The organism is Enterobacter sp. K510, assembly GCF_055804875.1.
Map to the genome: position 1 here is coordinate 207,755 of NZ_JBNRLQ010000004.1, position 23,261 is coordinate 231,015.

Here is a 23,261-nt window from a genome sequence, read left to right on the forward strand (position 1 = left end):
TGGTGGTTTTTCTCACGTGATTCTCCCGAAAGGCGCTGCTGGCCGGACAATAAACAGAATGGCAATCAGTATTTTCTTATACGATAACGGATTACTGCGCCGCGTTAAATGAGACTTTCATTGCCAGCGTGAAAAACCCGGTCCGGTGGCATCCTCAGGGGAGGGTGACAGAACGGCCTTAGCCAGGGTAAACTTCGTTTTCGGATTTATCTTAAACATCTTTAACGAAGCACGAGAGCAGCATGTACTTGTTAAAACCGGGCAGCCAGGCCTTAATCATTGGCGCGCAGACCCCTGTCGGTCGTCGTAATATTGGTAAATCGGTAGAGCTGTTTGGCCTCTGCCAGCCGGGTGGGCGTTTTCTCAACCCCGTGAACGGGGTGATGACGCAGATGCCAGATAACGCGCCGCGTGCGCTGTGGCTGGTGATCGGCGATGTCTTTACCTTTGATGGCCAGCATGGTTTCGCCTTTGTCCGCGCCGAACACCTGATGCCGCTGCTGCCGGATGCCATGCCTCAGGAAGCCGACGCCCGGGTTATGTATTAACCATGTCGCCAAGCCAGGCTGCCAGCACCTGCGCATGATTTTGCGCGCTGTTTTTCGCCGCATATAACAGCGTCAGATTTTGCGTTTTTGCCAGCGCCGCGAGACGCTTGCCATCCTCGCGCTGTCCTGCAAGTTCGGCGCGATACTGCTCAGTGAACGCGGCGAAATCCAGCGTCCCGCTATGAAAGGCCTTGCGCAGTTCTGTTGACGGTGCCAGCGTTTTGCACCACTCATCACAGGCGAGGTCACACTTTTTGATGCCGCGCGGCCACAGCCTGTCTACCAGTACCCGATACCCGTCATCCTCTGCCGGGGCGTCATATACCCGTTTCCAGTTGATCATCCTCATACTCCTTATTAATCAGGGGGCTGATTAGCTTCACCTGTGAATTTTAAGGTGTTGTGATAACGACAAAAGATCATTATTCTGATGTTCCTTATGTTACCCATAAATTGCACAACATAGGGAACCCCCATGGACCACCTGCCTGTCAAAGAAACGCTGCGCATCGCCCTCGTCGGTGATTACAATCCTGAGGTTATTGCTCACCAGGCCATTCCGCTGGCGATTGATGATGCCGCCGCCGTACAAAACCTCACCGCTGATTATGACTGGCTGGCGACCTCGGAAATTAACAGCGCCGAAGATTTAGTCGGATACGATGCCATCTGGGTGGTACCTGCCAGCCCCTACAAAAATCCTGAAGGCGCGTTTATCGCTATTCGCTATGCCCGTGAAAACAGCATCCCGTTCCTCGGCACCTGTGGGGGTTTCCAGCATGCGATGATCGAGTACGCGCGTAATGTGCTGGGCTGGGGAGATGCCGCGCACGCGGAAACCGACACCGAGGGCCGGATGGTGATATCCGCCTTACAGTGTTCGCTGGTGGAGGAAACCGGGGTGATTGAACTGCGTCCGAACACGCTGATCGGCAAGGCCTATGGCCGCGACAGTATTGAGGAAGGCTATCATTGCCGCTTCGGGATCTCCCCCGAATTTGCCGATGCCCTCAGCAGCAGCGATTTTCGCGTCACCGGCTGGGACGAAGAGGGCGAGATCCGCGCGGTGGAGCTGACCAGCCATCCGTTCTTCGTCGCCACCCTGTTCCAGCATGAACGCGGCGCGCTGGCCGGACGCCCGGTGCCGCTGGTGCACGCTATGCTGCGCGCGGCCAGCAACTAACTTTCCTGATAGTCGCGGGGTCAGCCAGCGTTGATCTCGCGATCCTGTCCGGCAAAAGCGCCGAATACCGCCATTGCCACCGCTAACAGCGCACAGGCGAGCAGCGGAATATGCCAGTCGCCGCTGGCATCATGAATTTTCCCCATCAGCGGCGGCCCGCAGGCGGCCAGCAGATAACCCACAGATTGCGCCATGCCGGATAAAGCCGCAGCCTGATGCGCCGAGCTGGCGCGCAGACCGATAAACGTCAGGCCGAGGATCATGGTTGCGCCGGATCCGAAACCAAAGATCACCGTCCACAGCACCGCCTGCGCCGGGAACAGCCACAGCCCGACGGCGCTGAAGGCGCACAGCAGCGAGACGATAGCGGCGATGCCGCGTTGATCGCGCAGACGATGCAGCACCAGGGGGATCAGAATACCCGGCGCGGCGGTCGCCAGTTGCAACAGACCATGCAGGGATCCCGCCTGCGCCTCGCTGTAGCCGTGGCTGATCAAAATCGCGGGCAGCCAGCCAATAATCACATAATAAATCAGCGAGTTAATGCCGAGGAACAACGTGACCTGCCAGGCAAGGCGCGAGCGCCAGATACCGCGATCGTGCAGGCCAGGCGTGCTGCTGAGCGCGGCAGGCGCGCTGGCGCGCAACTGCGGCAACCACAGAGCAAGGGCGAGCAGCGGAAACGCCATCAGCGCCAGCAGTGCGCCGCGCCAGCCGAAACCGTGCAGTGCAATGGGCACTACCAGCGCTGAGCCGAGCGCCGCGGCCGCGCCCATGGTCAGGGAATAGGCGCCGGTCATTTTCGCCACCTGACCGGCGAAATCACGTTTGATGATCCCCGGCAGCAGCACGTTACCCAGCGCAATGCCGCAGCCGATCACCGCCGTGCCGGTAAACAGCAGCGCCGCCGAGGGCAGGGAGCGCACGGCGATACCGGCGCAAATCAATACCATCGCCACCAGCAGACTGCGCTCCATACCCAGGCGGCGCGCGATGCCCGCCGCCAGCGGGGACACCAGCGCAAAGGCCAGCAGCGGCAGCGTCGTGAGCATGCCGGTCTGCGCGGTGGTGAGGCCGTAGTCGTCACGAATAGCCCCCAGCAACGGGGCCGCGCCGGTGAAAGTGACGCGTAACGTGGTGGCAATCAACAGGATCCCGGTAAACAGCAGCAATCCCTGCCTTGTGCGAAGTGAAATAGCGGTAGTCATTATATTCTCTGTTTTCTGGCTTATTGAGCCGCGTCAGTCTAATCCCAGAACGTCCACCCGCCAAATCTGGCAGCGCATCATGCCGATGATTTTCTGCTTGTCAGACCATTCTTAAGGTGTGGTTATTCCGGGTTTATGCTGCCGGAAAGGAAATTATAAGAGGATCCTTTCGTGCAGGCATTTTTCATAACTTTTTTCGATATGTAATGCACTTTTTGATATTTGTCTGTGCGGGGAGAGCTGTGTGAATTTAGCAGCAATTTCAATAACAACGGATCACCATTAGCATGGCAATTTTCGCACAGACCAAAAAAACCGTCGCGCTGACTGCGCTGGCGCTGCTGACCACGCTCTCCTTTGCGGCGCATGCCGATAAACTGGCCGACATCAAAGCCGCGGGCGTTGTTAAAGTCGCCACTTTTGATGCCAACCCGCCGTTTGGCGCCATCGATGCAAAAACCCACGACATCGTGGGCTACGACGTGGATTTCGCCAAAGCGCTTGCTAAAAGCCTCGGCGTGAAGCTGGAGCTGGTGGCCACCAACCCCGCCAACCGTATTCCGCTGTTGCAGTCCGGGAAAGTGGATCTGATTGTCGCTGACATCACCATCACCCCGGAGCGCGCGCAGGTGATCGATTTCTCCACGCCCTATTTTGTGACCGGGCAGCAATTCCTCGTCCCCGCTGACGGCAAAGATTCGCTGGATGCCTACAGCAAAGCCCGTATCGGCGCGGTGAAAGGCACCACCGGCGAGCAGGCGCTGCACCAGCGTTTCCCGCAATCCCGCGTGCTGGCCTATGACGATATCCCGCTGGCGCTGACCGCACTGCGTAACGGCAATGTGCAGGCGATCACCCAGGATAGCACCATTCTTGCCGGTCTGCTGGCGGAAGCGCCGGACAAAGCGAAGTTTAAAATCCTGCCGGATCTGCTGTCGAAAGAAGAAATCGGCGTTGGCGTCAGCAAAGGCGAAACCGCGCTGCTGAAGGCGGTGAATGACGAACTGGTGAAGCTTGAGCAGAGCGGTGATGCCGCGAAAATCTACGACGCCTGGTTTGGCCCGCAAACCAAAACCCCGCAGCCGCGCAGCTTTAAAATAGAAGCGAAGTAATTATGTTTGCAGGTTTATTTTCCACCTCCGCGGCGTCGGCCACGGAGGCGTTTGCCGTGCAAAAAGGCACGGTCGAATTCCGTCAGGTGAGCAAGCGTTACGGCGATCATCAGGTGCTTAAGAATATTGATTTGCAGGTGCGCGCCGGGGAAGTGCTTGCCGTCTGCGGGCCATCCGGTTCGGGAAAATCAACGCTCATTCGCCTGATCAACCAGCTGGAAACCCTGACCAGCGGCGAGGTCCTTATCGACGGCAACCCCACCAGCGGGCTGAAAGGCCGCGCCCTGCGGCAGATCCGCCGCCAGGTGGGATTCGTGTTCCAGCAATTCAATCTTTACGCCCATCTCAGCGCGCTGGATAACATCACCCTGGCGCTGACCCGCGTGCATGGTAAATCGGCAGTGGATGCGCAGCAGATCGCCCTCAGCCTGCTGGAGCGCGTCGGTCTGCTGGATAAAGCCCATCATTTCCCGGCGCAGCTCTCCGGCGGGCAGCAACAGCGGGTGGCGATCGCCCGCACGCTGGCGGCCAGCCCGCACATTATTTTGTTTGATGAGCCCACCTCGGCGCTGGATCCGGAGATGATCGGCGAAGTATTACAGGTAATGAAATCGCTGGCGCACAGCGGCATCACGCTGATCGTCGTCACCCATGAAATGCAGTTTGCCCGCGAAATCGCCGACCGGGTGATCTTTATTGATGGCGGTGAAATCCTTGAGCAGGCGGCCCCGGCGCAGTTTTTCACCGCGCCGCAGCATCCCCGCGCGCAGCGGTTTCTGCAAAAGGTGCTCAACCCGTTACATGCTGAAAACAGGGACGGCTGATGAACTTTCATCCTGACTGGGCCGGCGTGCTGACCGGCCAGCCGGCGCAGTGGATCCTCTCCGGTTTTTTGACCACGGTGTGGGTAACGCTGGCGGGTATGCTGCTCGCGACCTTATTGACCGTGCTGTTGCTGGCGTTGCGTCTGACCGGCGGGCGCGTGGGGCGGGGCGTGGTGGCGGTGTGGGTGTCACTGTTTCGCAATACGCCGCTGCTGGTGCAACTGCTGTTCTGGTATTTCGCTGCCTGGAATCTGCTGCCGCAGGCGTTTCGTCAGTATGTGAATGACGAGCACGTCTTCTCGGTGCTGCCGGGGGACGTCTGGTGGTTTACGCCGGAGTTTCTCAGCTCAGCCTGGGCGCTGGGGCTGTTTACCGCCGCCTTTCTGGTGGAGGAGATCCAGTCCGGGCTGCATGCCGTGCCGCGCGGCCAGGTGGAAGCGGCCACCGCCCAGGGTTTCAGTCCGCTGGCGCTGTTCCGCTGGATCCTGCTGCCGCAGGGGCTGAAAAATGCCTGGCAGCCGGTGGTCGGTCAGTATCTCAATCTGATGAAACTCTCCTCGCTGGCGACCGGTATTGGCTTTGCGGAACTGACCTACCAGACGCGGCAGATCGAAAGCTTCAACGCCCATGCGCTGGAGGCGTTCGCCATCGGCAGCGCGCTCTATTTGCTGCTCGGCCTGGTGATGAGTCTGCTGCTCAATGCCCCTGTCTGGTGGCGGGCGCGTAAGGAGAAAACACAATGATCGCCAGTATTACGGTCATTACCGACAATCTGGATTATCTGCTGCTCGGACGTACCGCGCAGGGCGAGCCGGGCGGCGTGCTGCTGTCGGTGCTGATGACGCTGGGGGCGGCGGCGCTGGCCTTTCCCGGCGGCATACTGCTTGCCTGTTGCGCCTGGCGTTTCAAAGGCTGGCCGCGCAGGGTGCTCTTTGTCTGGGCGGAGCTGATCCGCGGCATTCCGCTGATCTTCGTCATTTTCTGGCTGTGGTTTTTACTGCCCGCGTTGACTGGTGCTGATCTGCCGGGGGCGGTGACCGTCACGCTGGCGCTGGCATGGTTCACCTCGGCCTCGGTGATGTATTCGACCCTCGCTGCCCTGGGAGCGCTGCCGAAAGGGCAATATGAGGCGGCTGTCGCCGGAGGATTCAGCAGCCTGCAACTGTTGCGCTGGGTGCTGCTACCGCAGGCGCTGCGCAATGCGCTGCCGTCTTATGTCGGCCTGCTCATCGCCCTGCTGAAAGATACCTCGCTGGCGTTTATCGTCAATGTGCCGGAACTGACCACTGTCGCAGGCCAGGTAAACAGCCGCGTTCAGGTCTATCCGGCGGCGCTGTTTATCTTTACCGGCCTGGTTTATTACCTGCTGTGCAGCCTGCTGGAGCAGTCGGTGAAACGCTGGCAGCGGCGACGTTTACTGCCGTCCAATTAACAGCGACACCAGGCCTGCGGCGATCAGCGGGCCGACGGGCACCCCACGGAACAGCGCCACGCCGAGCACCGTACCGACCAGTAATCCGGCCACCAGCGACGGCTGCGAGCTCATCAGCGTGACGCCGCGCCCGCCAAGCCAGGAGACAAAAACGCCAACCGCAATGGCGATCAGGGATTTCCAGTTGGCGAAGGAGTGCAACAGCGTTGACGGCGGCAGGGTGCCGCTGGCAATGGGGGCCATCACGCCGATGGTCAGGATGATGATGCCGATGGTCAGCCCCTGTTTTTCGATCCACGGAAAAAAGGCGTTGAGCGGCGTCACCCGCACAATGATCAGCACCAGAATAGAAATGGCCACGGTGGTGTTGTGGCTGGCAAACCCCAGCGCGGCGAGGGCGAGTAAGATAAACAGCGTGGTATCGAACATGGCGGCATCCTGACCAGAAAAGTTAGCCTGCTTACTTTACGCGCATCCGCGTGAAGAAACAGGCGTTTTTTGGTTCAGATGATTTTCAACCTTGTACCAGTAAATCCACCAGCGGGCTGTTTTCCCGTATGAATACCGGAATGGTTTCAAGGGCCGCATCCACGGTGATCTGCTGCTGCCCCTGATAACGCTCGCCGTTAAGCGCCACCCAGCCGTGGACGCCCGGCAGCCAGACATCACGCTGGCGCTGACCGGCATGCATCACCGGCGCCACCAGCAGATCCTCGCCAAACAGATACTGATCTTCCACCTGCCAGCTTTGTGGTTCATCAGGATAATGCCAGAACAGCGGGCGCATCAACGGATCGCCATGCTGGTGGGCGTTGTCAAACAGCGCATCGACATACGGACGCAGCGTTTCACGCACCGACAGCCAGTGCTGCATAATGGCGAAATTCTCCTCGCCGTAGCTCCACAGCTCGTTCGGCGAACCGCTGTTACACTGCGGAATGCCGTTGCGGTAGCTTTCCGGCGGCTGGATCTGCGGCTCGCGATAGCCGTGCATACGCAGCACCGGACAGAATACCGCCCACTGGAACCAGCGGATCAGCAGTTCATGGAACGCCGGATCGTTCACGTTGCCGCCCTGAAAACCGCCGATATCGGTGGTCCACCAGGGAATGCCCGCCAGTCCCATATTCAGCCCGGCAGCCAGCTGGTTGCGAAAGGCGTGGAAGGATGAATGCACATCCCCGGACCAGGCCAGCACGCCAAAGCGCTGGCTGCCCGCCCAGGAACAGCGCACCAGATTCACAATCTCCGTTTCGCCGTTAGCCGTCAGGCCATCATAAAAGCCCTGGGCAAAATCGCGCGGATACTGGTTGCCGACTTCCAGCACCGGCCCGGCGTGGTAGCGGTAGTTATCGAAGTCATAGGCGCGGTATTCCGGCTCGGCTTCGTCCAGCCAGAACAGCTTAATGCCCAGATCGTAGTAATTTTTCTTCACCGTCTCCCAGACAAATTCCCGCGCCTGCGGGTGGGTGGCGTCAAAGAAGGTGGTGTTACCCATAAAATCGAGATCCACCTGTACGCCGCGATCGCTGGTCACCAGCCAGCCTTTGGCTTTCATCACCGGGAACAGGGGGCTGCGCGCTTCCACCGTCGGCCAGACGGACACCATCAGTTCGATGCCCAGCGATTTCAGTTCCGCGACCATCGCCGCCGGATCGGGCCAGTCCACAGGATCGAAGCACCAGGTGCCCTGATTTGGCCAGTGGAAGAAGTCGATGACCATCACCGACAGCGGCAGATGGCGACGACGATATTCACGGGCTACCTCCAGCACTTCCTGCTGGGTGCGGTAGCGCAGTTTGCACTGCCACAGGCCGCTGGTGAATGCCGGGGCGGGCGGCGGCGTGCCGGTGGCTTTCGCGTACTGGCGGGTCAGTTGTACGGTGTTGTCGGCGGCGGTGATCCAGTAATCCATCTCCTGAGTAACCCGCGCCTGCCATTCGGTGTGGTTTTTCGCAAAACTCGCCTCGCCGATGGCCGGATTATTCCACAGCAGGCCGTAGCCGAGGCTCGACTGCATGAACGGCACGCTGGCCTGGGAGTTACGCTGGGCCAGCTCCAGCACACAGCCTTTCAGATCCAGCCACGGCTGCTGGTATTGGCCCATGCCGTAGATTTTTTCGTCATTGCGCGATTCAAAGCGCACGGTGAGCTGATATTTGCCGCCGGGCAACGGTTTGAATTCCCGGCCGTCCAGCTTCAGGGCGCTGACGTATTTATCCTGGCTTTTCTCGCTGGCCCCAATGCCGACGGTGGAGCGCTGCCGCCACATCTCTTCCAGCAGCAGCTCGCCACGCTGGTTGTAAAAGGCCAGTTGACCCTTCAGGTTCAGCACCGCGGTGATATTACCGTTGCGCAATGTCAGGGTTTCCGCGCTGGCGGTGATCTCACTTGCACCGGCGTCGTTTCGTGGCAGCAGGGCATGCAGATTATCGGTGAACGCCGGGGCGCAGGTGGCGCGCACGCGCAGGCTGTGTTCACCCCAGGGTTCCACGCGCAGGATTTGTCGTTCAAAGCGCCATTCGATGCTGTCAGGATGTTGGATCAGTTCGCTCATAAATAATGCGTCCTTTTATGCAGCCGTTTGCTTAGCTAAATGGATGGATTTCATGGTGTTGTCGTCGAGCTTGTACCAGCGCAGCATGGCGAAGGCGCACAGGGAGAGAACGCCCGGCACCACGGTAAAGAGCGCGACGATGCAGTACATGGCGGTGCTGTTCTGCGTCGGGGCGTTGGCGACATAACCGCTGAAGCCCAGCGTCCAGCCAACGATAGCGCCGCTGATCGCCATGCCGAGTTTCAGTACCGCGAGGAAGGTGGAGAAGATCACGCCATCCATGCGTTTGCCCTGCAACCATTCGCCGTAGTCAGCGACGTCCGCCATCATCACCCACATCAGGGTGGTGGTGGCCTGGTAGAGAGTGGAGACGATAAAGGTCAGCGGCACCAGCACCAGTACGGATTTTGGTGCGAAGAACAGCGCGATACTCAGCACGCCCGCCAGCACCGCGCAGTAACCAAACATCTGCACTTTGCTGAAATTACGCGTCAGCCGTTTCGCCAGCGCGCTGCCCGCCGCTTTGCCGAGAATATGCGCCCCCAGCATCCACATAAAATAGCTGGCGCTGCCAAGATAATAAGTGACGAAATACATCATCGCGCCAAGACGTACCACCCCAAATCCAATATTGGTCAGCACCAGCACGGCGACAATGCGCCACTGATCGTTTTTTAATAAATCGCGTAATTCCGCGAGATAATTATTATGCGTGGCGGGAGCATTGATACGTTCACGGGTATTGGTAAAACAGATCCAGAACATGATCACCGCCGCCGCGGCCATAATCGCCATTGCCGCACGGTAGCCGAGTAATTTGTCATCGCCGCCAATATATTCTGCCAGCGGCATCATAAAGAAGGTCGACATCGCGCCGCCGAGGGTGGCTAAAAAGAAACGGTAAGACTGGAGTGAAATACGCTCTTCGTTATTGGGGGTGATCACCGCGCCCATCGAACAGTAGGGAATATTAATGGCGGTGTACATCAGCATCATGAAGGTATAGGTCACGGAGGCAAAGATCATTTTCCCCGTCAGGGTGAGGGATTCCGGCACCGCGTAGGTCAGCAGACAGCTCGCGCCAAAGGGCAGGGCCAGCCACAGCATCCACGGGCGGAACTTGCCCCAGCGGGTTCGGGTGCGGTCCGCAAGATAACCCATCGCCGGATCGATAATCGCATCGGCGGTACGCGCCAGCAAAAACATCGTGCCGACAAAGGCCGCCGGTAAGCCAACCACATCGGTGTAATAAAAGGTGAGAAATATAATGACATTATCCAGCCCGACATGGCTGGCCATATCGCCCAGACCATAACTTATTTTTTCTTTACGGGTGATCTTTTCCTGCATCTTATTCACCTGTCTCTGTAAGGGTATTTTGTCGATAGTTCAGAGACTATTGTTGATGCATGTTGTCAGGCTTAACAATTGCGAGATTTACTAATGGGGTTATGGAAACGCATTTTCGTGATACCGGTAACAATAATGGCGGTAATTTCCATATTTTAAGTGCTTTTAGTCCATATCCTAAAAGCAGGAAATAACGCAGCGCAGGAATCGTTTCAGCGGAATAATATTCATATTAATACAGGAAAAACGTCATAAATTTGTCATGCGCGCTGGCTGATAATGGCGCATCGTCCGTAAAAGCGACAGGTGTGACAATGAACGATCCCATGCTAATGGAAACGCTGATTATCACCTCCACTTTTTTAGCCATTATCATGGTGCTGGTGGCATCAGTACTGATTCTGGAGCGTTCCGGCTGAAGCTGCCGGGCGGGAAAAGAAAAAGCCGCCACGGGGGCGGCAAAAAGGTAACGTGTTTCTTAGTTATTGTTTCTGTAATAAGTAGCTGTTTTCGTAGCCCGGCACGACGCCAATGACGTCAAAGCCACGGAAGTAACCTCCGGCACGCAGCAGATCCACCGCAGGACCCACTTCCGGCGAATACTGATGATCGCGATAGTCATCAAACACAATGTAGCCGCCGCTGATCACCGTTGGCGAATAGAGCAGGAAATCCATCAGCACATGGCGTCCCAGGTGACCGCCGTCGATATGCAGCAGCAAGGTTTTCGGGTTGAATGCCAGAACGCGCTCAATGCTGTGCTCTGAATAACCGCGTACCAGATTCACTTCCGGGAACAGGCGCTCGTGATAGAAGCCCAGTTCATTAGCCTGATTCGGCAACTCCATCGGATCGACGCTGATGATTTTGCGTTTACGTTTACACATTTCGTTCATGAAAGCGCTGGATTTACCCTTCCACACGCCAATTTCAATGATGTCGCCTTCGGCTTTAGAATTTTCCAGCAGCCAGCAGAGATAGCCGAGGAATTTCACATGCGTGTGGAAAGAAAGCTCTTTGCGCGGCATCGCCAGTTCCGGCGGCAGCGCGGCCTGCGCTTCAACCATGGCTGCGCCAACCGAATCCCAGACGTCATCAATGACCCGTTGTAATTCAGGATCTTCTAAAAATAATTTCAGGTCTGAAATTTCGAGCATCAGGGCGGTTTCCTTCGTGTAGTGAGTTGGTGGTATTTACCTGACGTTAAATTTGCCACAGAAGGGGCGGGTACAAGGGGGGAAATAGCTGGCATTTTGCGGGGCATTTAGGCGGATAGCGGAAATGAAAAAGCCGGTGGACTGACGTTCACCGGCTTTTTTGCGGGAAAAGCATTAATTATGGGCGTCGCTGGCCTGTTTGTGGAACAGCTCGCGGAACACCGGATAAATATCATCCTGATCGCGAATATGCTGGATAGCGAAGTTATCGAAGCTTGCCTGTAAATGCTCATATTCACGCCACAGCGTCTGATGGGCGCGGCGGGTGATCTCAATATAACTGTAATAACGCACTACCGGCAGGATCTTCTTCGCCAGTATCTCATGACACAGCGGGGAGTCATCGGCCCAGTTATCGCCGTCGGAGGCCTGCGCCGCGTAAATGTTCCACTGCGCCGGATCGTAACGCTCCTTCACCACCTCATCCATCAGCTTCAGGGCGCTGGAAACGATGGTGCCGCCGGTTTCCTGCGAGTAGAAGAACTCATGCTCGTCTACTTCTTTGGCCTGGGTGTGATGGCGAATATAGACCACTTCCACGTTCTTATAGGTTCTGGAAAGGAACAGATAAAGCAGAATATAAAAACGCTTCGCCATGTCTTTGGTGGCCTGATCCATCGAGCCTGACACGTCCATCAGACAGAACATCACCGCCTGGCTGGACGGCTCCGGGCGTTTCTCATAGTTCCTGTACCTTAAATCAAAGGTGTCGATAAAGGGTACACGTTCGATTTTCGCCCGCAGTTCGGCGATCTCCCGGCGCAGCTGTTCCTCTTCCAGTAATTGCGCCGGCTCGCTGTTCGCCACCTGTTCCAGATTTTCTTCCAGCTCGCGCAGCTGACGGCGCTTGCCCGCGGTCATCGCCGTACGGCGCGCCAGCGAGTTTTGCAGTGAACGCACTACGCTGATATTTGCCGGTACACCGTTCGCGGTATAGCCCGCACGATGGGTTTTGTATTCGTTAAGCTGGCGATGCTGATTCTTTTTCAGGTTCGGCAACGCCAGATCTTCAAACAGCAGATCGAGGTATTCATCTTTGGAGATCTGAAAGACGAATTCGTCCTGGCCTTCACCGTCCTGGCTGGCCTGACCCTGACCGCTGCCGCTGCCACCGCCGCCCCCCTGCGGACGTTCAATGCGGTCGTTCTGCACAAAGTGATCGTTGCCGGGATGAACGCGGTTGCGCAGGCCGCCGCGTCCCTGATGAAACATAGGTTCGTTAATGTCTTCAGACGGGATGGAAACGGACTCGCCGCTGTCCACGTCGGTGACCGAGCGCTTGTTGATGGCCCCGGAAATCGACTGCTTGATTTGCGATTTATAACGGCGCAAGAAGCGCTGGCGGTTCACCGTGCTCTTGTTTTTGCCGTTAAGACGCCGGTCTATAAACCAGGTCATACGCCCTCCGTACTGCCAACTGTTCGCAGGATCTGTAGGTGCCGGGCTGCGCGGACGCAGACCCGGCCTACGGAGTATTATTGTTGGCCCGGCGTGCGCCGGGCGGCTGTCAGGACGATTTACGCACGCGCAGATACCATTCGCACAGCAGACGAACCTGCTTGCGGGTATAGCCTTTTTCCATCATGCGATCGACAAAATCGTCGTGTTTCTTCTGCTCGTCGGTTGAGGTTTTGGCGTTAAAGGAGATCACCGGTAACAGCTCTTCGGTATTGGAGAACATTTTCTTCTCGATTACCGTGCGCAGTTTTTCATAGCTCGTCCAGTTCGGGTTACGGCCGCTGAAATTCGCCCTGGCGCGCAGCACAAAATTGACGATTTCGTTACGGAAGTCTTTCGGGTTGCTGATCCCGGCGGGCTTCTCGATTTTCTCCAGTTCGGCGTTCAACGATTCCCGATCGAACAGCTGGCCGGTATCCGGATCGCGGTACTCCTGATCCTGGATCCAGAAATCGGCGTAGGTGACATAACGGTCAAAAATGTTCTGTCCGTATTCCGAATAGGATTCCAGATACGCGGTCTGGATCTCCTTGCCGATAAATTCGGCATATTTCGGGATCAGATAGCCTTTGAGGAACTCCAGATAACGCTCTGCCTGTTCCTGCGGGAACTGCTCGCGCTCGATCTGCTGCTCCAGCACGTAGAACAGGTGCACCGGGTTAGCCGCCACTTCGGTATGATCGAAGTTAAAGACGCGGGACAAAATTTTGAACGCAAATCGGGTCGACAGACCGTTCATGCCTTCGTCCACGCCCGCGTAATCGCGATACTCCTGATAAGATTTCGCCTTCGGATCGGTATCTTTCAGGCTTTCACCATCATAAACGCGCATTTTGGAATAGATGCTGGAGTTTTCCGGCTCTTTCAGGCGCGAGAGGATCGAGAAACGTGACAGTGTTTCCAGGGTCCCCGGCGCGCAGGGCGCGTGGGCCAGCTCACTGTGATTAAGCAGTTTCTCGTAGATCTTCATCTCTTCCGAGATGCGCAGGCAGTACGGCACCTTGACGATATAGACACGATCAAGGAAAGCTTCGTTATTCTTGTTGTTACGGAACGTCACCCATTCGGATTCGTTGGAGTGCGCAAGAATAATGCCGTTAAACGGCAGGGCGGAAATCCCCTCAGTACCGTTATAGTTACCTTCCTGTGTCGCCGTCAGCAGGGGATGCAGCACCTTGATGGGCGCTTTAAACATCTCGACGAATTCCATCACGCCCTGGTTGGCGCGGCACAGCGCGCCGGAATAGCCGTAGGCGTCCGGATCGTTCTGCGCGTGGTTTTCCAGTTTACGAATATCCACTTTCCCGACCAACGCCGAGATGTCCTGGTTGTTTTCATCCCCGGGCTCGGTTTTAGCAATGGCGATCTGCTCCAGGATCGACGGCCAGACTTTCACGACGCGGAATTTAGTGATGTCGCCGCCAAACTCGTGCAGCCGCTTCGCCGCCCATGGCGACATAATGGTGCCGAGATAACGCCGCGGTACGTTGTACTCTTTTTCCAGAATTTGCGCGTCTTCCTGCGGATTGAACAGGCACAGCGGGTGATCGTTGACCGGGCTGCGCTCGCCGTTAGCGCTCAGCACGTAAATGGGGACGCGCTGCATTAAGGATTTCAGGCGCTCGGCCAGCGACGATTTACCGCCACCCACCGGGCCGAGCAAATAAAGGATCTGTTTCTTCTCTTCCAGCCCTTGCGCGGCGTGTTTGAGATAAGAAACGATTTGTTCAATGGCTTCTTCCATACCATAGAACTCTTCAAAGGCGGGGTAGCGTCCAATTACCCTGTTCGAAAACAGACGGGAAAGCCGTGGCTCCAGAGCAGTATCCACCATCACTGGCTCACCAATGGCCATCAACAGGCGTTCTGCCGCATTGGCATAAGCACTGCGATCCTGCCGACATATGGAAAGAAACTCCTGCAGTGTGAACTCTTCGTCCTTGGCAGCTTCATAGCGCTGGCGATAGTGATCGAATATATTCATGGCATGCCGTCCTTTCGTTTTTTAGCACAGGTTAAGAGCCGTTCATATGAATTGTGGAGGCTCCCGGAAGAGGTAGGTTGAACGTTGCTGATGAGTACCAACAACCCGCGTGCCAGGTGACAGGACGCCCGGCGCTCGCGTGCTCGCGATACACCTTCTTAAAATTAAGCGTAGATGGCATTTGCAAAACTTGCATGCCACCGCAAACCAATTTCAATGACATATCAATAACTCATCTGATGTTTTTCTGTTTCGTGATATAGGCCGCGCCAGCGCTTCATCGCAGCGTCATATCATTGCAAACGCGCTGTCATTATCAGACCGCAAGATGATGTGTTGAGTTTTGTAATATTCGGGTAAAAAAATTTGGGAAGCACGGCGCGGGCAGTTACACTTCACTGGCCCCATTATTTGACGATAGGAAAGAAAGGATTGTGACCAAATTCAAAGTTCTGGCGCTGGGCGTTCTGACCGCCATCACAGCCACTTCAGCTCTGGCTGACAATAATTTTTCGGTAGGTGCCGGTGTTGGTGTCCTTGAAACGCCGTATAAGGACTACGATCGCGATGTGGTTCCGGTACCGGTTATCACCTATGAAGGGGATGACTTCTGGTTCCGCGGTCTGGGCGGCGGCTATTACCTGTGGAACGATGAGAGCGACAAACTCTCCATCACCGCCTATTACTCTCCGTTTGAATTCAAACCTAAAGACAGCGACAACTGGCAGCTGCGTCGCCTTGATAAACGTAAAGCGACGCTGATGGCTGGCTTGTCCTACGTGCACAACACCCAGTACGGCTTCCTGCGCACCAGTCTGGCGGGCGATACTCTGGATAACAGCAACGGTATCTCCTGGGATCTGGCCTGGCTTTATCGCTATACCAACGGCGGCCTGACGTTAACGCCGGGTATCGGTCTTGAGTGGAGCAGCGAAAACATGAACGAATACTACTACGGCGTTTCCGGTAAGGAATCCCGCCGCAGTGGTCTCGATCGCTACGATCCGGACAGCGACTGGAGCCCGTATCTGGAGCTGAGCGCGAGCTATAAACTGACTGATGCCTGGAGCGTTTACGGCATTGGCCGCTACACGCATCTGTCCAGCGAAGTCAAAGACAGCCCGATGGTGGATAAATCCTGGGCGGGCGCACTGTCCGCAGGGGTTACCTACAGCTTCTGATTGTGCAATGACATTGTGCATTCAGTGAATAACAGGGCGCTTTTGCGCCCTGTTTGCATTGGGGTGGAACAACACTCACAGGAGACGAGCATGAGCGATAAAACCGTGATGTTTGAGCGCGAACTGGCCCTGCCCGCCATCGGGCAGGGCACCTGGTATATGGGGGAGGACGCCAGCCAGCGGCAAAAAGAGATCGCCGCATTGCGTGCAGGCGTTGACGCTGGCCTGACGCTTATCGACACCGCCGAAATGTATGCCGATGGCGGCGCGGAGGAGGTGGTCGGCGAGGCGCTTCAGGGCTTGCGGGAGCAGGTATTTCTGGTCTCGAAAGTCTATCCATGGAACGCCGGAGGGCAAAAAGCCATTGCCGCCTGCGAAGCCAGCCTGCGCCGCCTGCAAACTGATTATCTCGATCTCTATCTGCTGCACTGGCGCGGCAATTATTCCTTTGCGGAAACGGTCGAGGCGATGGAAAGGCTGATCCGCGAGGGCAAAATTCGTCGCTGGGGCGTTTCAAATCTCGATTATGACGATATGCAGGAACTGTGGAGCGTGGCGGGCGGTCAGGCCTGCGCCACTAATCAGGTGCTCTATCACCTGGGATCGCGCGGCATTGAATTCGATCTGCTGCCCTGGTGCCGCCAACAGCAGATGCCGGTGATGGCCTATTGTCCGCTGGCCCAGGCCGGGCGGCTGCGTGATGACCTGTTCAACAGTCGCGCCGTACAGGAGGTTGCCCATGCGCATCAGGCCACGCCCGCCCAGGTTTTACTTGCGTGGGCGATCCGCGAGCAGGGGGTGATGGCCATACCGAAAGCCTCCAGCGTGGACCATGTGAAAGAGAATGCCGCTGCGCTGGCGCTGAACTTATCCGCCGAAGCCATTGCCATGCTGGAGAAGGCGTTTCCGGCACCGGGGCGCAAAACGCCGCTCGACATGGTGTAATTTTTCCCCTCTCGCAGGGAGAGGGGAGATGTCTTAGCGTTTAACCACGCGGATGGTCTGCGCCAGGCGGGACGGTTTTTCTTCCGTGGCTTTCTGGGCTTTAGTGGCGCAGGCAGTTTCCACGCATACAAAAGTCTTATAGCCGTCGTCCGGCATATCGCCCATGCTGGCGGAGAGCGCCGGGCCAGGGTTCCAGCCAACCACGTTACAGTGATGATGGTGGATCACTTCAATGGTGCGGTTCAGCGCGCCGTCGTTGATGATGCTGCACGCTTCCGGATTCAGGTAGACGCGATCGGTACGGTCCGGGAAGGTTTGCACGCCGTCAGTCAGCACGTCTTCTTTCGCGCCGTTCACTTTATCAATAAAGCGATCGCCGAGGCCGCTGACTTTCACCGCGCTGATGTCGCCAACGTTGAAATAGGTGTGCAGGGCAGAAAAGGTTTCGAATTCGCCGTGGGCTTCCAGTTCGATTTCACAGGTTTTGCCGAGCTTAAAGCGGGCATAGAGGGTGAAGTCATGCGGCCAGTACTGACGGGTGGCATCGCTGCTTTGCAGTTCAAAAGTCAGCACCACGCCGTTATCGTCTTCGTTATGGGCTTTCAGCGTCCACGGCAGGTTACGGGCGAAACCGTGTGCCGGCAGGCCTTCCTGCGCCGCCGGGCCAAACCACGGCCAGCAGATGGGTACGCCGCCGCGCAGCGCCACGCCATTTTTAAACGGCGTAGTATCGCTCAGCCACAGTACTTCTTCAGCGCCAGCGGGTTTCCAGGAGAGCAGATGCGCGCCCTGCAGGGCAAAGGAGGCTTTCACCTGCGGGTGATCGACAACAATGAGGTCCAGATCGTCCAGCACGCGGCGGGAAAGGGCGGTGGTGAACTGGTCAACGACCGGAAGAGCAAAAATTTTAGTAATCATCATGATATTCCTCAATCCTCTGTCTTCAATGCAAAAAAAAGAGCGACCGAAGTCGCTCTTTTGGATCAGATTCTCATCTCAACTTATTTGGAGATGTGAGCGATCAGGTCCAGAACTTTGTTGGAGTAGCCAGTTTCGTTGTCGTACCAGGAAACCAGTTTCACGAAGTTGTCGTTCAGTGCGATACCTGCTTTAGCATCGAACACGGAAGTGCACACTTCGCCGTTGAAGTCGGTAGAAACAACGTCGTCTTCGGTGTAACCCAGAACGCCTTTCATTTCGCCTTCAGAAGCGGCTTTGATGGCTTTCTTGATTTCTTCGTAAGAGGCTGCTTTTTCCAGACGAACGGTCAGGTCAACAACAGATACGTTCGGAGTCGGAACGCGGAACGCCATACCAGTCAGTTTGCCGTTCAGTTCCGGCAGTACTTTACCTACAGCTTTAGCTGCGCCGGTAGAGGACGGGATGATGTTCTGTGCTGCGCCGCGGCCGCCGCGCCAGTCTTTGTGAGACGGGCCGTCAACGGTTTTCTGAGTAGCGGTGGTCGCGTGAACGGTGGTCATCAGACCTTCAACGATACCGAAGTTGTCGTTGATAACTTTTGCCAGCGGAGCCAGGCAGTTGGTGGTGCAGGATGCGTTAGAAACGATGTCCTGGCCTTCGTATTTGTCAAAGTTAGCACCACGAACGAACATCGGGGTGTTGTCTTTGGAAGGACCAGTCAGAACCACTTTTTTCGCGCCAGCGGTGATGTGCTTACGAGCAGTTTCGTCGGTCAGGAAGATACCGGTAGCTTCAGCAACAACGTCAACGCCGATTTCGCCCCATTTCAGGTTAGCCGGGTCTTTTTCAGCGGTAACACGGATGGTTTTGCCGTTAACAACCAGGTGGCCGTCTTTGACTTCAACGGTGCCGTTGAAACGACCGTGTGTTGAGTCATATTTCAGCATGTACGCCATGTACTCAGCGTCCAGGAGATCGTTGATGCCAACGATTTCGATGTCAGAACGTTCCTGCGCAGCACGGAAAACAATGCGACCGATACGGCCAAAACCGTTGATACCTACTTTGATAGTCATATATTCCACCAGCTATTTGTTAGTGAATAAAAGGTTGGCTGTAAAATTACAAAAACCTTACGCAGCGTCAAGCGGAATCGTGTCAATCATTGCGACAAATCAATCCTGTGCACAACCTTTGCGCGACTGAGTCGCCTCACTTTTCCAATGGGCTGCTACCCACATGGGGCCGCCGGCTGGAATTTTAAAGGCCATGCAAGATAAATATGTGAATCAGATCACAATTACCTGGCTGCGATTTCGCAACGTCTAAGTTTAGAACAAAAGTCGACGCCTGCCTGTTAATGTTTTGTTAGAATCAAAGAAAAGATGTGAATGTACTCAACGCGAGAAGTAAGCATATGGCTAATGAACCCTCTCAGGACGACCTGAAAAAAAACCTCACTGAAATGCAGTTCTATGTCACGCAAAACCATGGCACAGAACCGCCTTTCACCGGTCGTCTGCTGCACAACAAACGCGATGGCGTATACCACTGTTTAATCTGCGATGCGCCGCTGTTTAACGCTCAGAGCAAATACGATTCCGGCTGCGGCTGGCCGAGCTTTTATGAACCGGTCAGCGATGAGGCCATCAAATACCTGAATGACTACTCCCACGGTATGCAGCGCACCGAGATCCGCTGTGGCAATTGCGATGCGCATCTGGGACATGTTTTCCCGGACGGCCCGCAGCCAACCGGCGAGCGTTTTTGCGTGAATTCAGCCTCCCTGAGCTTCACCGATGACGACAGCGGCGAGCAGATCAAGGGTTAAAGAATCGATTCAGCAAATTATTCCATGCGGAGACAAGAAATCGTGAATGTGGATGAGCTTGTTAACAGTTTAACGCCGGAAGTGTACCAGCGTCTGGTCACGGCGGTTGAGCTGGGCAAATGGCCCGACGGCGTGGCGCTGACACCGGAGCAAAAAGAGAACAGCCTGCAACTGGTGATGCTCTGGCAGGCGCGCCATAACACCGACGCCCAGCATATGACCATCGATACGAACGGTCAGATGGTGATGAAAAGTAAGCAGCAGCTGAAAGAAGAGTTTGGCATTACGCCAAAATCCATTGCCACGCTGAAAGTGAATTAACAACTCTTTGTAACAGGCCGGGAAGCGCGCTTACCCGGCCTTTCAATGTTTTATGGTTTACTGACCAGCGATTCAGCCAGCTGTTTCGCTAACTGGTTATTATCATCCGCGCCATACTCCCAGAACATCGCCCCGGCCAGTCCTTTTTTCTTGATGTAATCCGCCTTGATTGCCACTGAGCGCGGGTTTTCGTAACTCAGCGCAAAGAGCGCTTTTCCATCGGCAGATTTCACCGACAGCCAGGGGACGTTTGCCCTTTCATCCCAGCGTTCAGTAAAGCGCTTCTGGGGATCGTTAAGCAGTATCTTCACAATATCGTTATATTTTACGTAGGTATCCTTTTTCAGATCGAATCCCAGCGTGTTGAACAGCATCACTTCCCGTTCGCCAAAGTAAGGCTGTGTGACGGGATTTTTCTGCGCATCCGGCTTGCTCCAGTCGATGCCGGGCTCGATAGCGCGTTTCGGGACACGGCCATAAAATCCAATGCCCAGATTCATCTGCTTCGCCTTCACGCCTGCTGCCAGATAATTGTTTACCACAAAATCGACGCTGTATTTATCCGCGGCGGCAACGGTCGGCCAGGCCGTGGAGTCATACAGATTGGCATTGAAATACTGGGTGCCGTAGGCCATGTCGTAGGTCATCAGATTGATGTAATCCAGCACCGGCGCAACGGCTTTCATATCCACCCAGCTTTTCGGGCTTTCGGCGTTCGCGCCGACGGCGATAGTCACCAGCTTTTTATCGCCCAAAGCGGCCCGGAGTTCTTTAAGTAACGCAGTGAAGTTATCCCGGTCGGCAGGCTGGCTGTCCACCAGCCCCCAGGCACCGTTGACCGGATACTCCCAATCCAGATCGATACCATCCAGTCCGTAGCGTACGACGATATCCTGCGCTGAATGGATGAACACCGCGCGGGCCTGCGGTGTCGCGGCGACAGCGGAAAATCCATGTGCGCCCCAGCCACCCACGGATAGCAGCACTTTCAGCTCAGGATTTTGTTTGCGCAGGGTGGGAATCAACGCCAGATCGGCGGCGACTTTTGGGGAGAGCCAAATCTGATGCCGCTTAGAGGGATCTTTTAACGCGTCGTTAGTTTCGCCTTTTTCGTCGTTATAGATCAGGCCAAATGAGTAATTCAGGTGAGTAATCTGACGAACATCCAGGGTGTTTATATCTCCGCCAGGCCCGGCGGTAACATCTCCACCGCCGTTAAAATAACCGACCGACATTAGAGAACTGGCGGAGGCGAGCGGGGCGCAGAGCAGGGGTAAGGCTGCCAGCAAAGGCAATAGTTTCATGGTGGTTCCTCTTTGACAAAAAATAAAGCCAGGCAAAAGCATGGCGAAAAAACAACCCGCATAGCCTGGCATAGTCGTTGCGCTGATACTGCGAAGAACTTCACTTTATGTCGTTGAAGGGGAACAAAAAGAACGGGTATTGATGATCAATACCCGCGTGGATCGTTAAGCGTGGGTTTCCACCCAGTCTGCCAGCGTATAGAGCGTCGCGCCCGCCGCCGCCATCTCCATAAACGCATGCGCGCTGTCCTGGGCATGGAGATTCACGCCGCGGCAGCCATCGGTAATGACATCCACGCTGTAGCCCAGCGTCAGCGCGTCCAGCACGGTGAACTTCACGCAGTAATCCGTTGCCAGACCCAGCACGATAAGCTCGTTAACGTCATGATGGCGCAGCCAGTCGTCAAGCTGCGTTTTATGTCGGTGGCCGTTGTCAAAGAAAGCGCTGTAGCTGTCAATCGCCGTGTTTTCGCCTTTATGAAACAGCGCATCGATGGCCTTCGCGTTTAACAGCGGATGCAGCGCCGCCCCTTCGGTGTTCTGGACGCAGTGATCCGGCCAGAAGGTCTGCGGCAGCCCGTCCAGTAATCCTTCAGAATACGGCTCGACATGCTGCTGGCTGGCAAAACTGCCGTGATCCGCAGGGTGCCAGTCCTGGCTTGCCACCACCGCGTCGCCGCGCGCTTTGCACCAGTCGATCATGGCGTTCGCAATATCTACCGTACTGTCGCCTTCGGCGACCGCCAGCGCGCCACCGGCGCAAAAATCGTTCTGAATATCCACTAACAGTAATGCCCGGGCCATAGTCTGCTCCTTATTCGTCCGGCGTCAGCTCGCCGCGCAAATTGACGGCCATCGCTTTGCGGATGGCCTGCACATCCAGATCCTGACTTAACAGATAGTGCAGTTTAGTCAGCGTTGCTTCCACCGTCATATCTGCGCCGCCAATCACGCCCGCGTGCGCCAGCGCATTACCCGTAGCGTAACCGCCCATATTCACTTTGCCGGACATGCACTGGGTCAGGTTGATCACCACAATGCCGCGCTCGCTGGCTGCCTGTAGCTCTTTCAGAAACTCGCCGTTTTGCGGCGCGTTGCCCACGCCGTAAGAGCGCAGGATCAGCGCCTTCACCGGCTGGCGCAGGAAGTTACGCACCACGTCGGCAGAAATGCCCGGATAGATAGTGACCACGCCAATTGGCTGCGGGGTGATAGGATGCACAATCAGCTCCCCATCGCCATGGGGCGCAGGGGGCGTGCCGAGACGGCGAATGTGGATCCCGGCTTCCAGCAGCGGTTGCAGATTAGGCGAGGCGAAGGCATCGAAGCCATCCGCATGGGCCTTGGTGGTACGGTTGCCGCGGAACAGACGATTGTTGAAGAACAGCGTCACCTCGTTAATCGGGTAGTTCGCCGCAATGTACAGGGAATTGAGCAGGTTGATCTGCCCGTCCGAGCGCAGCTCCGCCAGCGGAATTTGTGACCCTGTCACAATCACCGGCTTGCCGAGGTTTTCCAGCATAAACGACAGCGCCGAGGCGGTGAACGCCATGGTGTCGGTGCCGTGCAGAATGACAAAACCATCGTAGCGATCGTAATTCGATTTAATATCTTCCGCGATATGCTGCCAGTCCTGCGGCGTCATGTCGGAAGAGTCCATCAGCGGATGGTATTCATGAATGGTGAAGTCGGGCATCTCCTGGCGGTGAAACTCCGGCATCAGCGCCAGCTGGCGTTGCAGGTGCCCGGAAACCGGAATGTAGCCCTGCTCGGAGCGCTGCATGCCGATAGTACCGCCGGTATAGGCGACGTAAATCGATTTCTTTTGCATGGTGTTCTGTTTCATAGCCATAAAAAAATCCCCTCATGGCTGAGGGGATGGATT

Annotated in this window: 24 protein-coding genes; 11 read left to right on the forward strand and 13 right to left on the reverse strand. The window is 56.1% G+C overall.

The genetic code is table 11. The features are described 5' to 3' along the window. Positions 1-242: 242 nt before the first annotated feature. On the forward strand, positions 243-548 hold the full coding sequence (locus ACQUTD_RS08810; protein WP_473274853.1) for a hypothetical protein: 306 nt from the start codon (positions 243-245) through the stop codon (positions 546-548). Here ACQUTD_RS08810 and ACQUTD_RS08815 read toward each other — a convergent pair. Beyond that, complete coding sequence (locus ACQUTD_RS08815) at positions 538-891, reverse strand: DUF488 domain-containing protein (RefSeq protein WP_318364647.1); 354 nt, start codon at positions 889-891, stop codon at positions 538-540. The genes ACQUTD_RS08810 and ACQUTD_RS08815 overlap by 11 nt on opposite strands. A 132-nt stretch (positions 892-1,023) precedes the next feature. Between ACQUTD_RS08815 and ACQUTD_RS08820 the strand changes: the two genes are divergently transcribed. Further along, complete coding sequence (locus ACQUTD_RS08820; protein ID WP_473274851.1) at positions 1,024-1,731, forward strand: CTP synthase C-terminal region-related (seleno)protein; 708 nt, start codon at positions 1,024-1,026, stop codon at positions 1,729-1,731. 20 nt (positions 1,732-1,751) lie between these two features. On the opposite strand, the gene ACQUTD_RS08825 is transcribed toward ACQUTD_RS08820, so the two are convergent. Further along, a complete protein-coding gene (locus ACQUTD_RS08825) occupies positions 1,752-2,939 on the reverse strand; it encodes a CynX/NimT family MFS transporter (protein ID WP_473274850.1) in 1,188 nt (395 codons plus the stop codon). A gap of 287 nt (positions 2,940-3,226) precedes the next feature. On the opposite strand from ACQUTD_RS08825, the gene ACQUTD_RS08830 reads away from it, so the two are divergent. From ACQUTD_RS08830 to ACQUTD_RS08845, 4 genes are read left to right on the forward strand one after another with little or no spacing between them, the layout of a single operon-like run. Further along, positions 3,227-4,051, forward strand: coding sequence for a transporter substrate-binding domain-containing protein (locus ACQUTD_RS08830; RefSeq protein WP_473274849.1), 825 nt, complete (start codon positions 3,227-3,229; stop codon positions 4,049-4,051). 2 nt (positions 4,052-4,053) lie between these two features. After that, a complete protein-coding gene (locus ACQUTD_RS08835; protein WP_473274848.1) occupies positions 4,054-4,875 on the forward strand; it encodes an ATP-binding cassette domain-containing protein in 822 nt (273 codons plus the stop codon). After that, positions 4,875-5,618, forward strand: a complete 744-nt coding sequence (locus ACQUTD_RS08840) for an ABC transporter permease subunit (RefSeq protein ID WP_473274845.1) — start codon at positions 4,875-4,877, stop codon at positions 5,616-5,618. The genes ACQUTD_RS08835 and ACQUTD_RS08840 overlap by 1 nt, the downstream gene beginning before the upstream one ends. Beyond that, complete coding sequence (locus tag ACQUTD_RS08845) at positions 5,615-6,307, forward strand: ABC transporter permease subunit (RefSeq protein ID WP_473274844.1); 693 nt, start codon at positions 5,615-5,617, stop codon at positions 6,305-6,307. The genes ACQUTD_RS08840 and ACQUTD_RS08845 overlap by 4 nt, the downstream gene beginning before the upstream one ends. Here ACQUTD_RS08845 and ACQUTD_RS08850 read toward each other — a convergent pair. From ACQUTD_RS08850 to ACQUTD_RS08860, 3 genes are all read right to left on the reverse strand, one after another. Further along, positions 6,290-6,736: a DUF441 family protein gene (locus ACQUTD_RS08850; RefSeq protein WP_473274843.1), complete on the reverse strand. Its 447-nt coding sequence runs from the start codon at positions 6,734-6,736 to the stop codon at positions 6,290-6,292. The genes ACQUTD_RS08845 and ACQUTD_RS08850 overlap by 18 nt on opposite strands. 85 nt (positions 6,737-6,821) lie before the next feature. Then, a complete protein-coding gene (locus tag ACQUTD_RS08855) occupies positions 6,822-8,864 on the reverse strand; it encodes a TIM-barrel domain-containing protein (RefSeq protein WP_473274841.1) in 2,043 nt (680 codons plus the stop codon). A gap of 15 nt (positions 8,865-8,879) precedes the next feature. Further along, positions 8,880-10,214: a glycoside-pentoside-hexuronide (GPH):cation symporter gene (locus tag ACQUTD_RS08860; RefSeq protein ID WP_072568219.1), complete on the reverse strand. Its 1,335-nt coding sequence runs from the start codon at positions 10,212-10,214 to the stop codon at positions 8,880-8,882. 314 nt (positions 10,215-10,528) lie between these two features. On the opposite strand from ACQUTD_RS08860, the gene yoaI reads away from it, so the two are divergent. Then, positions 10,529-10,633 (forward strand): small membrane protein YoaI, encoded by a 105-nt coding sequence (yoaI, locus tag ACQUTD_RS08865; RefSeq protein WP_099458762.1) that lies wholly within the window; start codon positions 10,529-10,531, stop codon positions 10,631-10,633. Between the two features lie 63 nt (positions 10,634-10,696). Here the strand turns inward: yoaI and ACQUTD_RS08870 are convergent, their stop codons facing one another. The 3 genes from ACQUTD_RS08870 to yeaG form a co-directional block, all read right to left on the reverse strand. Continuing rightward, complete coding sequence (locus tag ACQUTD_RS08870; RefSeq protein WP_072568220.1) at positions 10,697-11,371, reverse strand: class I SAM-dependent methyltransferase; 675 nt, start codon at positions 11,369-11,371, stop codon at positions 10,697-10,699. A gap of 174 nt (positions 11,372-11,545) precedes the next feature. Continuing rightward, positions 11,546-12,829, reverse strand: a complete 1,284-nt coding sequence (locus ACQUTD_RS08875) for a DUF444 family protein (protein ID WP_473274838.1) — start codon at positions 12,827-12,829, stop codon at positions 11,546-11,548. Positions 12,830-12,938: 109 nt separating this feature from the next. Beyond that, positions 12,939-14,873 (reverse strand): protein kinase YeaG, encoded by a 1,935-nt coding sequence (gene yeaG / locus ACQUTD_RS08880; RefSeq protein ID WP_072568222.1) that lies wholly within the window; start codon positions 14,871-14,873, stop codon positions 12,939-12,941. A 434-nt stretch (positions 14,874-15,307) separates the two neighbouring features. Here yeaG and ACQUTD_RS08885 point away from each other — a divergent pair, with 434 nt between their 5' ends. Together ACQUTD_RS08885 and ACQUTD_RS08890 are read left to right on the forward strand one after the other, a co-directional pair. Then, on the forward strand, positions 15,308-16,054 hold the full coding sequence (locus tag ACQUTD_RS08885; RefSeq protein WP_473274837.1) for a MipA/OmpV family protein: 747 nt from the start codon (positions 15,308-15,310) through the stop codon (positions 16,052-16,054). A gap of 90 nt (positions 16,055-16,144) precedes the next feature. Then, positions 16,145-16,999 carry an aldo/keto reductase gene (locus ACQUTD_RS08890; RefSeq protein ID WP_473274836.1) on the forward strand — a complete coding sequence of 285 codons (855 nt, stop codon included), beginning with the start codon at positions 16,145-16,147 and terminating at the stop codon, positions 16,997-16,999. Positions 17,000-17,032: 33 nt separating this feature from the next. Here ACQUTD_RS08890 and ACQUTD_RS08895 read toward each other — a convergent pair whose 3' ends face one another. Continuing rightward, positions 17,033-17,917 (reverse strand): aldose epimerase family protein, encoded by an 885-nt coding sequence (locus tag ACQUTD_RS08895; RefSeq protein ID WP_473274995.1) that lies wholly within the window; start codon positions 17,915-17,917, stop codon positions 17,033-17,035. Between the two features lie 83 nt (positions 17,918-18,000). Then, on the reverse strand, positions 18,001-18,996 hold the full coding sequence (gapA, locus tag ACQUTD_RS08900; protein ID WP_072568225.1) for a glyceraldehyde-3-phosphate dehydrogenase: 996 nt from the start codon (positions 18,994-18,996) through the stop codon (positions 18,001-18,003). Positions 18,997-19,337: 341 nt separating this feature from the next. On the opposite strand from gapA, the gene msrB reads away from it, so the two are divergent. Together msrB and ACQUTD_RS08910 are read left to right on the forward strand one after the other, a co-directional pair. Beyond that, the gene (gene msrB / locus ACQUTD_RS08905) at positions 19,338-19,751 is read left to right on the forward strand and encodes a peptide-methionine (R)-S-oxide reductase MsrB (RefSeq protein WP_318364656.1); all 414 of its coding nucleotides are present in this window, start codon (positions 19,338-19,340) and stop codon (positions 19,749-19,751) included. Between the two features lie 42 nt (positions 19,752-19,793). Then, a complete protein-coding gene (locus ACQUTD_RS08910; protein WP_072569434.1) occupies positions 19,794-20,072 on the forward strand; it encodes a YeaC family protein in 279 nt (92 codons plus the stop codon). Positions 20,073-20,122: 50 nt separating this feature from the next. On the opposite strand, the gene chiD is transcribed toward ACQUTD_RS08910, so the two are convergent. The 3 genes from chiD to ansA all read right to left on the reverse strand — a co-directional run bounded on the left by chiD (position 20,123) and on the right by ansA (position 23,207). After that, complete coding sequence (gene chiD, locus ACQUTD_RS08915) at positions 20,123-21,376, reverse strand: chitinase ChiD (protein ID WP_473274835.1); 1,254 nt, start codon at positions 21,374-21,376, stop codon at positions 20,123-20,125. Positions 21,377-21,541: 165 nt separating this feature from the next. After that, positions 21,542-22,180: a bifunctional nicotinamidase/pyrazinamidase gene (gene pncA / locus ACQUTD_RS08920; protein WP_473274834.1), complete on the reverse strand. Its 639-nt coding sequence runs from the start codon at positions 22,178-22,180 to the stop codon at positions 21,542-21,544. 10 nt (positions 22,181-22,190) lie between these two features. Beyond that, positions 22,191-23,207, reverse strand: coding sequence for an asparaginase (gene ansA / locus ACQUTD_RS08925; protein ID WP_318364682.1), 1,017 nt, complete (start codon positions 23,205-23,207; stop codon positions 22,191-22,193). Between the last annotated feature and the right edge of the window lie 54 nt (positions 23,208-23,261).